This window comes from Lentzea flaviverrucosa (assembly GCF_003350445.1).
GTDB lineage: Bacteria > Actinomycetota > Actinomycetes > Mycobacteriales > Pseudonocardiaceae > Lentzea > Lentzea californiensis.
Genome location: NZ_QQAU01000016.1, coordinates 57,320 through 69,466, shown reverse-complemented (window position 1 = coordinate 69,466; position 12,147 = coordinate 57,320). Strand labels below are relative to the sequence as shown.

9 protein-coding genes are annotated in these 12,147 nt (G+C 68.0%); 7 read left to right on the top strand and 2 right to left on the bottom strand.

Features of this window, described 5'->3' with window-relative positions:
• Positions 1 to 71 precede the first annotated feature (71 nt).
• From pulA to DFR72_RS36955, 3 genes are all read left to right on the top strand, one after another.
• On the top strand, positions 72 to 5,510 hold the full coding sequence (gene pulA / locus DFR72_RS36965) for a pullulanase-type alpha-1,6-glucosidase (protein WP_090071191.1): 5,439 nt from the start codon (positions 72 to 74) through the stop codon (positions 5,508 to 5,510).
• A 50-nt stretch (positions 5,511 to 5,560) separates the two neighbouring features.
• On the top strand, positions 5,561 to 6,043 hold the full coding sequence (locus DFR72_RS36960; protein WP_211335654.1) for a MarR family winged helix-turn-helix transcriptional regulator: 483 nt from the start codon (positions 5,561 to 5,563) through the stop codon (positions 6,041 to 6,043).
• Positions 6,044 to 6,152: 109 nt separating this feature from the next.
• A complete protein-coding gene (locus tag DFR72_RS36955; protein ID WP_245983790.1) occupies positions 6,153 to 7,526 on the top strand; it encodes a DHA2 family efflux MFS transporter permease subunit in 1,374 nt (457 codons plus the stop codon).
• On the opposite strand, the gene DFR72_RS36950 is transcribed toward DFR72_RS36955, so the two are convergent.
• A complete protein-coding gene (locus tag DFR72_RS36950) occupies positions 7,523 to 8,140 on the bottom strand; it encodes a hypothetical protein (RefSeq protein ID WP_245983789.1) in 618 nt (205 codons plus the stop codon). The two genes, DFR72_RS36955 and DFR72_RS36950, sit on opposite strands and share 4 nt — an antisense overlap.
• A gap of 97 nt (positions 8,141 to 8,237) precedes the next feature.
• On the opposite strand from DFR72_RS36950, the gene ndk reads away from it, so the two are divergent.
• Positions 8,238 to 8,648, top strand: coding sequence for a nucleoside-diphosphate kinase (gene ndk, locus DFR72_RS36945; protein WP_090071184.1), 411 nt, complete (start codon positions 8,238 to 8,240; stop codon positions 8,646 to 8,648).
• Between the two features lie 322 nt (positions 8,649 to 8,970).
• On the opposite strand, the gene DFR72_RS36940 is transcribed toward ndk, so the two are convergent.
• Positions 8,971 to 9,558: a GNAT family N-acetyltransferase gene (locus tag DFR72_RS36940; protein ID WP_090071182.1), complete on the bottom strand. Its 588-nt coding sequence runs from the start codon at positions 9,556 to 9,558 to the stop codon at positions 8,971 to 8,973.
• A gap of 55 nt (positions 9,559 to 9,613) precedes the next feature.
• Between DFR72_RS36940 and DFR72_RS36935 the strand changes: the two genes are divergently transcribed.
• Genes DFR72_RS36935 through DFR72_RS36925 form a run of 3 tightly spaced genes read left to right on the top strand, consistent with a single transcriptional unit; the run spans position 9,614 to position 12,140 of the window.
• On the top strand, positions 9,614 to 10,528 hold the full coding sequence (locus tag DFR72_RS36935) for an ABC transporter ATP-binding protein (protein ID WP_425459934.1): 915 nt from the start codon (positions 9,614 to 9,616) through the stop codon (positions 10,526 to 10,528).
• Positions 10,528 to 11,301: an ABC transporter permease gene (locus DFR72_RS36930; protein WP_090071177.1), complete on the top strand. Its 774-nt coding sequence runs from the start codon at positions 10,528 to 10,530 to the stop codon at positions 11,299 to 11,301. The genes DFR72_RS36935 and DFR72_RS36930 overlap by 1 nt, the downstream gene beginning before the upstream one ends.
• Complete coding sequence (locus DFR72_RS36925) at positions 11,298 to 12,140, top strand: ABC transporter permease (protein ID WP_090071175.1); 843 nt, start codon at positions 11,298 to 11,300, stop codon at positions 12,138 to 12,140. Before DFR72_RS36930 ends, DFR72_RS36925 begins: the two co-directional genes overlap by 4 nt.
• The last annotated feature ends 7 nt before the right edge of the window (positions 12,141 to 12,147 follow it).

Sequence of the window (12,147 nt, the reverse complement as noted above, 5' to 3'; positions counted from 1 at the left end):
CGTATTGTTTCCCGCTGTTTGTCGTGGTTTCGTGCAGCAACCCTGCAAGAGTTTGCGACAAGGAGGTCGCGATGCGTCGGGTCGTCGCCGCGCTCGCTGCACTGGCTTTGCTCCCTCTCACACCCGTTCAGGCCGTTGCCGCACCATCGCAACGCCTGGCCGTGGGGGAGGTGGTGGACATAGCGCCCGGTGTGCGCGACGGAGATTCGAGGCTCGCGTTACCGCCCAAGCGGGACGACCTGCGGGGCGAACGCTTCTACTTCGTGATGCCCGACCGGTTCGCGAACGGGGACACGGGCAACGACCGGGGTCGTTCGAACGCCGCCGAGCACGGCTTCGACCCCGCTGACAAGGGCTTCTACCACGGTGGTGACCTCAAGGGGCTGCACCGGAAGCTCGACTACCTCGACGGCATGGGCATCACGGCGATCTGGATGACGCCGATGTTCCTGAACCGCTGGGTGCAGGGCGACAGCGCGGGCTACCACGGTTACTGGACGCTCGACTTCACCAAGCTCGACCCGCACTTCGGCACCACGCAGGAGATGCGAGACCTGATCAGGGACGCGCACCGGCGCGGCATCAAGGTCTTCTTCGACATCGTCGCGAACCACACCGCCGACGTGATCAAGTACGCGGAGAACAAGACCCAGTACGTCAGCACGGGCGCGCAGCCGTACCTGGACGCCTCCGGCAAGCCGTTCGACCTCGCCGACTACGCGGGCCGCAAGGACTTCCCGAAGCTGGACGCCCAGAAGTCCTTCCCGTACACGCCGGTCAAGGACGGTCCGACGAAGTACCCGTTGTGGCTCAACGACTCCACGCTCTACCACAACCGCGGCGACTCGACGTTCTCCGGCGAGTCGAGCGAGCAGGGCGACTTCTCCGGTCTCGACGACCTGATGACCGAGCACCCGCGCGTGGTCAACGGCATGAAGGACATCTTCACCAGCTGGATCGACACGCTCGACATCGACGGCTACCGCGTCGACACCGTCAAGCACGTCAACCTGGAGTTCTGGCAGGCCCTCGCGCCGCACGTGAAGCAGTACGCGAACCGCAAGGGCAAGAAGGACTTCTTCGTGTTCGGCGAGGTCTTCGACTCCTCGCCCGAGAACACCTCGAAGTACACGACCGACGGCAGGATGCAGGCCACGCTGGACTTCCCGTTCCAGAGCAGCGCGCTGACCTTCCTGTCCGGCAAGGGCTCCCAGCGGCTCGGCGAGGTGCTGCTCGACGACGACCGCTACACCGACGCCGACTCCAACGCGTCCTCGCTGCCCACGTTCCTCGGCAACCACGACATGGGCCGCATCGCGTGGATGATCCGCAACGACCGGCCCGGCATCTCGGACGCCGAACTGCTGGAGCGGCTCAAGCTCGGCAACCAGCTGATGTACCTGTGGCGCGGCAACCCGGTCGTCTACTACGGCGACGAGCAGGGCTTCGCGGGCACGGGCGGTGACAAGCTGGCACGCCAGGACATGTTCGCCTCCAAGACGCCGGAGTACATGGCCGAGAAGCTGGTCGGGAGCGACCGCACCGGCGCCCAGGACAACTTCACCACCGCGCACCCGCTGTACCAGCAGCTCAAGGCGCTGGCCGCGCAGGTCGACCGCGACCCCGTGTGGCGTGACGGCAACCAGGTCCTCCGGTACGCCGACGGCGACGTGTTCGCTTTCAGCCGCATCCTCGGCCGGGAGCACCTCGTCGTCGCGAACGCGGGCACCTCGCCCGCGACCGTGACCGTGCCGGTGTCCTCGTCCGGTTTCGAGAACGCGCAGGTGCAGAACGGCCGCGTCACGGTGACCGTGCCCGCGCTGTCCTCGTTGGTGCTCAAGGGAACCAGCGACGTCGTGAAGTCCAAGCCCGCGCCCGTCCTGGTCGCCCCGGCGGCCGGAACCGTGCTGGACGAACGCGTCGAGCTCAGGGCCGACGGCATCAGCGCGCCCAACGCGGCGGCCACGTTCGCCGCCCGTGTCGAGGGCACCCGCGACTGGACCGTGCTCGGCACCGACGACGCCGCTCCGTACCGGGTTTTCGCGGACCTGTCGGCACTTCCGGGTGCGGCAGTCGGCAAGCGCGTCGAACTGCGGGTGGTGGCGAAGTCCGGCGAGATCGGCGCGGACGGCGCGTTCGTGTCGCTCGTGGCCGCACCGCCGCTCCCGGACCCCGGCACGAAGAACCCGGACTGGCTGGTCGTGCACTACGCACGCGACAACTACGACGGCTGGGGCCTGCACGCCTGGGGCGACGTCGAGACGCCGACCGAGTGGAACGCGCCGCTGCCGTTCGCGGGGGAGGACGCCTACGGGCGCTTCGCGTGGATCAAGCTGAAGCCCGGCGCCAAGTCGGTCGGTCTCATCGCCCACAAGGGCGACGAGAAGGACACGTCGGTCGACCGGTTCGTCGACCCGAGCGTGACGCCCGAGATCTGGCTGAAGCAGGGCGACCCGGCCGTGTACGCCTCCGAGCAGGCGGCCACGGGCAAGGCGGTCGTGCACTACGTCGGTGACGCCACCGGAGCCGTTGTGCGCGTCGCCGGACGGGGTGACGTGCCGTTCGTCAACGGCGTTGCGGAACTGCCGCCCACCACCGACTTCTCCGTCGTGCGCGGCACGACCGTGGAGGCCTCGGGCAAGTTCGCGGGCGGCCACGCGTGGGTCGCAGGCGGGAAGGTGCACGCCACGAAGGCGGCGGCCGAGAACCGGGCGGTGATCCACTACAACCGCCCGGACGGCGACTACGCGGCATTGAATGCCGCCTCAGCTGAGGAACGTACTTCGGCGGGCTGGACGATGTACCACTGGACGGGATCCGCGGAGCCGTCACCGGGCTGGAACCAGTCGCGGGTGCCGGACGGGCAAGACCAGTTCGGCGTCTACTGGTCGGTGCCGCTCGCCGCCGGTGCCGCGGGGCTGAGCTACATCCTCCACCGCGGCGACGCCAAGGACCCCGGCCCCGACCAGTTCCTCGACCTGGGGCAGAAGGGCAACGAGGTGTGGCAGCTGCAGGGCAACGAGACCTACCTGCTGCCGCCCAACGCCGGTCCGGCCGCCGATGACGACCTGACCAAGGCCAAGGCGATCTGGATCTCGAAGGACAAGGTCGTCTGGGACGTTCCGTCCGTGCAGTCCGACGGCTACCGGCTGGAGTACGGCTCGCGCGTGCTGCGGCTGTCACCCACGACCGAGGAGGTGCCGGCGCAGTTCCCGCACCTCAAGGGCAAGCCGGTCTTCGCCGTTCGCGGGTTCGTCGACGAGGCGTTGCGCGACAAGCTCTCCGCCGTGCACGTCGACGCGGGTGGCGCTATCCGGCACCGCACGAGCGTGCAGATCGCGGGCGTGCTCGACGACCGTTATGCCGCTGCCGCGACGAAACTGACGTTCGGACCGACCTTCGACCACGGCCGTGCGTCGGTCAGGTTGTGGGCGCCCACCGCCCGGAACGTGAAGCTGCGCCTGTTCGACCGGCCCTCCGGCGAGCCCAGGAAGGTCGTGCAGCTCAAGCGCGACGACGCCTCCGGTTCGTGGACCGGCAAGGGCGACTGGAAGGACGAGTACTACCAGTTCGAGGTCACGGACTGGCAGCGCACGGTCGTGGTCACCGACCCGTACTCCGTCGCCCTGTCGGTGAACTCGACGCACTCGCAGTTCGCTGACCTGACGGACGCCAGGTCGATGCCCTCCGGGTGGTCCCGTGACGTCGCGAAGGGCATGGGCGGCGCGATCACCGAGTTGCACGTGCGGGACTTCTCGATCAACGACCAGTCCGTCCCCGCGGCGGACCGCGGCACCTACAAGGCGTTCACGCACCGCGACTCGACGGGCATGAAGCACCTCAAGACGCTGGCCGCGGCGGGCATGGACACCGTGCACCTGCTGCCGACGTTCGACATCGCGACGATCCCCGAGAAGCGCTCCGACCAGGCCACCCCGGCCTGCGACCTGCCGGCGCTCCCCGCGGACTCCGAACAGCAGCAGGCCTGCGTCGGTGCCATCGCGGCGAAGGACGGCTTCAACTGGGGTTACGACCCGTTCCACTACGACGTACCCGAGGGCTCGTACGCCACGGCGGACGCGCAGAACGGCCAGGCGCGCTCGAAGCAGTACCGCGAGATGGTGAAGTCGTTGCACGACAACGGCAACCGCGTGGTGGTGGACGTCGTCTACAACCACACGGCGGCCTTCGGCGACGCACCGACGTCCGTGCTGGACAAGGTCGTGCCCGGCTACTACCAGCGGCTCAACCTCGACGGCTCGGTCGCGAACTCCACGTGCTGCGCGAACACGGCCACGGAGAACGCCATGATGGGCAAGCTCGTCGTGGACTCCGTGGTGCGCTGGGCGCGCAACTACAAGGTCGACGGGTTCCGCTTCGACCTGATGGGCCACCACCCGAAGGCGAACATCCTCGCGGTGCGGGCGGCTCTGGACGCGCTGACCGTCGAACGTGACGGCGTGGACGGGCGCAGGATCGGCGTCTACGGCGAGGGCTGGGACTTCGGCGAGGTCGCCGGCAACGCCCGGTTCGAGCAGGCCACCCAGGCGAACATGGCCGGCACGGGCATCGGGACGTTCAGCGACCGGCTGCGCGACGCCGTGCGCGGCGGCGGCCCGTTCGACGACGACCCGCGCGTGCAGGGCATCGGCTCCGGACTGGCAGGCGGCGTGAACTCCTCGCCCGCCAACGGGAACGTGGCCGCGCGGCTGGAGAACTACAGCGACCTGGTGAAGCTGGGCATGGCCGGCAACATGGCCTCGTACCGGTTCCGGTCGACGGCCGGGCCGGTCGTGTCGGGCCGGGACGTGCAGTACAACGGTTCGCCCGCCGGGTACACCGGGCAGCCGCTGGAGGCGATCACGTACGTCGACGCGCACGACAACGAGACGTTGTTCGACGCGCTGGCCTACAAGCTCAAGCCCGAGACCTCGATGGCCGACCGCGTGAAGATGCAGACGGTCTCGCTGGCGCCGGCGTTGCTGGGGCAGGGGCGGCCGTTCGTGCACGCGGGCACCGAGTTCCTGCGCTCGAAGTCGCTGGACCGCAACAGCTACGACTCGGGTGACTGGTTCAACCCGTACGACCCGTCGTTGCGCGACAACGGTTTCGGCCGAGGCCTGCCGCCGAAGGCCGACAACGAGTCGAAGTGGCCGTACGCGAAGCCGTTGCTGGGCATGGCCAAGCCTTCGTCCGCGGACATGAGGGCCTCGCTCGACGCGACCCTGGAACTGCTGCGGATCCGCCAGTCGTCGCCCCTGTTCTCGCTGGGGTCGGCCGATCTGGTGCAGCAGAAGGTGTCCTTCCCCGCCGCGGAGTCCGGTGTGATCGTCATGCACGTCGACGACACGGCCGGCCCTGACGTGGACGGCGCCCGCAAGGGAGTGCTCGTGGTGATCAACCCCTACGAGACGGACCGTCTCGTCTCGTTGCCCGCCGGCGACTGGAAGCCGCTGACCAGGGAGAAGAAGGTGGGAGCCGCACGCTCGGTCGTGGTGCTGGAGCGATAGTCCCGCTGAGAAATAGTTTCGTTCCAGATTAGTTTGGTACCGTCGTGTCCATGGGCACGACGGGGTGTACTGACCTGATGATGCTGCTGCATCGGACGGGCCACGCGCTGGAGACAGAGCTGACGGCGAGGCTCGCGGAGATCGGACTGACTCCGCGGGCCCGCTGCGTTCTGTCCAGCGCGCTGGACGCGGGACTCACGCAGACCGAGATCGCCGACGTGGTCAACATCGACAAGACGACCATGGTCGTGACGATGGACGCCCTCGAATCCGCCGGCTACGCCGAGCGGAAGCCGTCGCCGACAGACCGCCGCGCCCGCGTGGTGGTCGTGACCGAGCAGGGTCGCGAGATCGTGGCGAAGGCCGACGACCTGTATGCGGACGTGGTCGGCAGCGTGCTGGGTTCGTTGCCCGATGACGAGCGCGCGGGCCTGGTCAACGGCCTGACAAGACTGGTCGAGGGTCGTCTGGGCACTCCCGTGGCGTGCGAGAAGCCTCCCCGCAAACGTGCGCTGCGTCATGCCGTTGGGTAGAAGATAGTCCCGTACAAAACTATCTGTTACGGTTCCTCTTATGACTTCAGGGGGATCGAGAACTGATTCGCGCTGGCTCGCGCTGATCGTGTTGTGCGCAGGGATGTTGATGATCGTGCTGGACCAGACGATCGTGAACGTCGCGCTGCCCGCGATCGCGGAAGACCTCAAGTTCGGCCAGGCGGGTCTCGCCTGGGTGGTGAACGCGTACCTGATCGCCTACGGCGGTCTGCTCCTGCTCGCGGGCCGGCTGGGCGACCTGATCGGGCACAAGAAGGTGTTCCTGATCGGCCTGGGCGTCTTCACGGTGGCGTCGCTGCTGTGCGGACTCTCGTTCAGCGCCGAGATGCTGATCGTTTCGAGGTTCGTGCAGGGCGCGGGCGGTGCGCTCGCCACGTCCGTGACGCTGGGCATGGTCGTGACGATGTTCCCCGAGCCCAACGAGCAGAGGCGCGCCATCGGCGTGTTCAGCTTCGTCGCGGCGGCGGGCGCGTCCCTCGGCCTGTTGCTCGGCGGCGTGCTGACGGACGCCATGTCGTGGCACTGGATCTTCTTCGTGAACATCCCGATCGGCATCGTGGCCGCGGTGGCCGCCGTGCGCCTGGTGCCCGACTCCGTTGGTCTTGGGCTGAAGGAAGGCGCGGACGTCCTCGGCGCACTGCTGATCGTGGCCGCGGTGATGCTCGGCGTCTACACGATCGTCAAGGCGGAGCACTACGGCTTCGGCTCCGCGCACACGCTGGGACTGGGCGCCGTCGCGCTGGCGTTGCTGGTGGGGTTCGTGCAGCGTCAACGGACCGCCGAGAAGCCCTTGCTGCCGTTGCGGGTGTTCAAGTCCCGCAACGTGACCGGTGCGAACCTGGTGCAGATCTCCATGGTCGCCGGCATGTTCGGCCTGTTCTTCCTCGGCACCCTCTACATGCAGCTCGTGCTGCAGTACACGCCGTTGCAGATCGGCCTCGCGTTCATGCCCGTCGCCGGCGCGATCGCGGTGTTCTCGGTGTCGCTGTCAGCCCGCCTGAACATCCGCTTCGGCGAACGCAACATGCTGATCGTGGGCCTGCTGTTCATGCTCGTCGGCATGGTGGTGTTCACGCAGGTGCCGGTCGACGGCTCGTACGTCGCGCACATCCTGCCCGCCGTGGCACCGCTGGGCATCGGACTCGGGTTGTCGTTCCCCGCGTTGATGACGCTGGCGATGTCCGGCGCCGCACACGACGAGGCGGGCCTCGCGTCCGGCCTCGTGAACACGACCGCGCAGGTGGGCGGTGCCCTCGGACTGGCGGTGCTGGCCACGACCTCGACCACCTACACCTCGTCGCTGCTGGCCTCGGGCGTCGGCCGCCTGGAAGCGCTGACCTCGGGCTTCCACCTGGCGTTCTGGATCTCGGCGACGCTCGTGGCGGTGGCGCTCGGGCTGGCGGTGTTCGTGCTGCGGCAGGTCACCGTCGACCGCGAGGCCCAGCCGGTGCTGGTGCACTAGTGATCGGCTAGCTCCACGCGCTTGCGGACGTCCTCGGTGCGAAGGATCGTGAACTCGCGGTCCTTCGCCTTGAGGACCTTGAGGAAACCCGGGCTCGTCTCGAACACGTAGACCTCCTCGGCGTCGTTGATCTTCTCCTTCGGCACCCACGGCGTGCTGACGATGGCGGCCACCGCGAGCGCGGAACCGGCGAGCAGCCACGCGAACCACTTGAGCAGCCAACGCGCGTTGCGAATGGCCAGCATCATGGCCGCACCGATCGCGACGGCGCCCGCGGAGAGCCACCAACGGTGGTACGTCAGCGTGTGGGACACCATCAGGGCGATGAGCACGATCAGCGTGAGAAGTGCCGTGGTGTTCGCGCGTTCCGGGTCTTCGCGGGTGCGGAAGTAGAAGAAGAACGTCGCCGGGGTGACGATCATCAGCAGCACCGTGCTGATCCTGTCGTCCGCCATGAACGTGCCCAGGAACAGACCGGGCGCGTCGTCCAGTTCCAGGGTGTGGAGCAGGGCGAACGCGGTGTGCCAGTCGTAGTGCGACACCGCGAGGAGCCGGAGCAGGACGAACAGGACGGCGGCGCCGGTCAGAGCTGATCCGGTGTGCTTTGAACTCACGCGCAGAACTATGACGTATCCCGGGTCACAGCCCTCCCGACGTGCGCGGCTACCCTGTTGGCACATCCCGTACCTGTTTTCGAGGAGTCACACCGTCGTGTCCGAGCGCACCCTGGTTCTCGTTAAGCCCGATGGCGTTGCCCGTGGTCTCGTCGGCGAGGTGATCGCCCGCATCGAGCGCAAGGGCCTCAAGCTCGCCGCTCTGGAGCTGCGCACCGCCGACCGCGCCACCGCCGAGCAGCACTACGCGGAGCACGACGGCAAGTCGTTCTACGCCGACCTCGTCGACTTCATCACCGGTGGGCCTCTGGTCGCCATCGTGGTCGAGGGTGTTCGGGCCGTGCCGGCGTTCCGTCAGCTCGCCGGTGGGACCGACCCCGTCGAGAAGGCCACGCCCGGCACGATTCGCGGGGACTTCGGGACCGAGGTCCAGTTCAACCTGGTGCACGGGTCGGACTCGGCCGAGTCGGCTGAGCGCGAGATCAAGATCTGGTTCCCGAACCTCTGATCTTCTCGGCTGTCTTTCTGGGGCTCCGCCCCAGAACCCGCCAATCTGATCCGAAGCCGGGGTCCACGCCCCACGCGGGTAGATGGCACGCCTGTTGCTTCGGGCGGAGGCGCGTTGCGTAGATGGTTGCGTCACGAGCCGTACCAAGAGCGGGCCACATGCAAGAAGGGGTGTCAACCCGACGAAAAGCGTGTCGGGTTGACACCCCTTCTTGCATGCAGCAAGAGCTGTGGCACGACTCGTGACGAAGCCACCCCACCCAGCCCGCGCGGTAAGGACGGCTCGCCTTCGGCTTCGCGTGCGATCAGGCGCGTGCGAGAGGTCAGGTCCGTCGCGGGCTGCTGCCCAGGCCGCCTGCTTTGTCGCCGTTCAGGGTGGTGCCCTCCGGGTAGCCGAGCGGCAGGTACATCCACACGTCGTCCCACCGTTCGGTGCCCACGGCGATCGCGTTCGGCATCCGCCCGCACTCGCGGAACCCTAGGCTCTCGTACAGCTCGATAGCGCCGTGGTTGTTGCCCCGGACGCCGAGCATGACGATTTCGATGCCCTGTTCGCGGGCGTTCGCGACCAGGCCCTCCATCACCCGCTTGCCCAGGCCCAGGCCGCGGGCCGAGGGGTGGGCCATGATCTGTTGCACTTCGGCGCGGTGCTGGAAGACGGCGGTCGAGCCGCGGCGCCAGAGGCCCACTGCTCGCACCACGCCGTCGACCGTGGCCGCGGTGAAGGCGGCGTCGCCGTCGCGGACCTGTTTGAGGACCGTGTCCAGCCAGGTCGAGATGCGGTCGTAGGTCGGGGGTTCGTGGTAGCCGACGGCGCCGCCTGCCGCGACCACGTCGTGCACGACCGCGTGGATCTCGGCGCGGAGGTCGTCGTCGGCTTCCGAGAGCCAGAGCAGGTTCGTCGTGGGCATGGGGTGATCGTAAATGCGTCGAGAATTGTCAGACCTGTTCGTTAACGTCGGGCGGGTGGACAACCTTGTTGAGGCCAAGGCTCTGACCAAGCACTTCGGGTCGTTCGAGGCCGTGCGCGGCATCGACGTCGAGGTGCGGCGGGGGGAGGCGTTCGGGTTTCTCGGGCCCAACGGGGCCGGGAAGTCGTCGACCATGCGGATGATCTCGTGCGTGTCGGGGCGGACCGGTGGCGAGCTCAAGGTGCTCGGGATGGATCCGGGGACCGAGGGGCCCAAGATCCGGGCCCGGCTCGGGGTGGTGCCGCAGCTCGACAACCTGGACACGGAGTTGACGGTCCGGCAGAACCTGCAGATCTACGGGCGGTACTTCGGCATGTCGCGGCAGAAGTGCCGGGAGAAAGCGGAAGAGCTGCTGGAGTTCGCCCAGCTGACCGACAGGGCGGACCACGAGGTCGAGCCGCTCAGCGGCGGGATGAAGAGAAGGCTCACGATCGCGCGGTCGTTGGTGAACGACCCGGAGTTGCTGCTGCTCGACGAGCCGACCACCGGGTTGGACCCGCAGGCGCGGCACCTGTTGTGGGACAGGCTGTTCCGGCTGAAGCAGGACGGCGTCACGCTCATCATCACCACCCACTACATGGACGAGGCCGAGCAGCTGTGCGACCGGCTCGTGGTGATGGACGGCGGGCGGATCGCGGCCGAGGGGTCGCCCAGCGAGCTGATCAACCGGTACTCCACCAGGGAGGTGCTGGAGCTGCGGTTCCAGCCCGGCGCGCAGAAGCCCGACCTGGAGAGGTTCGCCGACCGGGTGGAGGTGCTGCCGGACCGGTTGCTGCTCTACACGCAGGACGGGGAAGCGACGCTGCAGAGAGTCCACGAGCACGGGGTGCAGCCGGTGCAGAGCCTGGTGCGGCGCAGTTCGCTGGAGGACGTGTTCCTGCGGCTCACCGGCCGGACGTTGGTGGACTGATGCAGACGCTGAGGGCTTCCTGGTTCGGGTTCGAGAAGCACTGGACGTGGTACCGGCGCAACTGGCGGGCCACGGTGGTGTCGAGCTTCCTGACACCCGTGCTGTTCCTGCTGGCGCTCGGGCTCGGGTTCGGGTCGCAGGTGCAGTCGACGGCGTTGATCGGCGGTGTGCCGTACCTGGAGTACCTCGCGCCCGCGCTGGTCGTCGTCACGGCGCTGCAAGGCGCGACGTTCGAGTCGACTTACGCGATCATGTCGGCGTTCCTGTGGCAGAAGACGTACGTCGGGATGGTGGCCACGCCGATCACCCCGGCGCAGGTGCTCTACGGGCAGATGTTGTGGATCGGCTCGCAGATGTTCGTGCGGTCCGCCGTGTTCGTGGGCATCGCGGTCGTGCTCGGCGCTGCGGCGGGGCCCGGCATTCTCGTCGCGATCCCGGTCGCGACGGTGGCGGCGCTGGCGTTCAGCGCGCCCCTGGTCGCGTACAGCGCGACCTTGGACAAGCCGGACGGGTTCACGACCATCTTCCGGTTCGTGATGATGCCGATGACGCTGTTCACCGGTGCGTTCTTCCCGGTCAGCCAGCTGCCGGACTGGTTGCTGCCGCTGGTGTGGCTGACGCCCGCGTGGCACGGCATCGAGCTCGCCAGAGGCGCGACGTTCGGCACTGTCGACTTCTTACCGGCGTTGGGGCACCTCGTGTACCTCGTGGCGCTCACGGCCGCGGGCATCGCGCTCGCCGTGAAGTTCTTCCACCGGAGGCTGGCGGTATGACGCAGACCCTCGATCGCGAGAAGGCCGTGCCCGCCAGCGTGGGGCTGTTGTGGCGCGTGATTCCGCCGGGGCTGTACGGCGGCAAGGCGAGCATGCTCGTCGAACGCGCTGCGGTCGTGAACCGGCGCGCGTGGTTCGTGCTGGTCGGCGGGGCGTTCGAGCCCGTGCTGTTCCTGTGGTCGCTCGGGCTCGGGTTCGGGCAGATGGTGTCGGCGGTGGCCGGGCCGGACGGGCGGCCGATCAGCTACGCGGCGTTCGTGGCGCCCGCGCTGCTGGCGGCGAGCGCGATGAACGGGGCCGTGTACGACGCGACGTTCAACGTGTTCTTCAAGTTCAAGTACGTGAAGCTCTACGACGCGATGCTCACGACGCCGATGGGGCCGATGGACATCGCGATCGGCGAGATCGCCTGGGCGCTGCTCAGGGGCGGCCTGTACTCGGCCGGGTTCCTCGCGGTCATGCTCGGAATGGGGCTGATCTTCTCGCCGTGGGCGTTGCTCGCGTTGCCGGCGGCGCTGCTGGTCGCGTTCGCGTTCGCGGCGGTGGGCATGGCGGCGACGACGTTCATGAGGTCGTGGCAGGACTTCGACCTCGTGCAGCTCGCGGTGCTGCCGCTGTTCCTGTTCTCGACGACGTTCTACCCGCTGTCGGTCTACCCGGGGTGGCTGCAGACGGTGGTGACGTGGACGCCGCTCTACCACGCCATCGAGCTGATGCGGGGCCTCACGCTGGGCGTTGTCGGCTGGGGCATGCTCGGCCACGTCGCGTACTTCGCGGTCCTCGCGGCCGTGGGAACGGTGGTGGCGGCACGGCGATTGGGGAAGCTTTTGCTCGACTGAACCCGCG

Coding starts and splice junctions, on each gene's coding strand:
- pulA (WP_090071191.1), top strand. CDS start 72: ATGCGTCGGGTCGTCGCCGCGCTCGCTGCACTGGCTTTGCTCCCTCTC.
- DFR72_RS36925 (WP_090071175.1), top strand. CDS start 11,298: ATGACGCAGACCCTCGATCGCGAGAAGGCCGTGCCCGCCAGCGTGGGG.
- DFR72_RS36930 (WP_090071177.1), top strand. CDS start 10,528: ATGCAGACGCTGAGGGCTTCCTGGTTCGGGTTCGAGAAGCACTGGACG.
- DFR72_RS36940 (WP_090071182.1), bottom strand. CDS start 9,558: ATGCCCACGACGAACCTGCTCTGGCTCTCGGAAGCCGACGACGACCTC.
- DFR72_RS36955 (WP_245983790.1), top strand. CDS start 6,153: ATGATCGTGCTGGACCAGACGATCGTGAACGTCGCGCTGCCCGCGATC.
- DFR72_RS36960 (WP_211335654.1), top strand. CDS start 5,561: ATGGGCACGACGGGGTGTACTGACCTGATGATGCTGCTGCATCGGACG.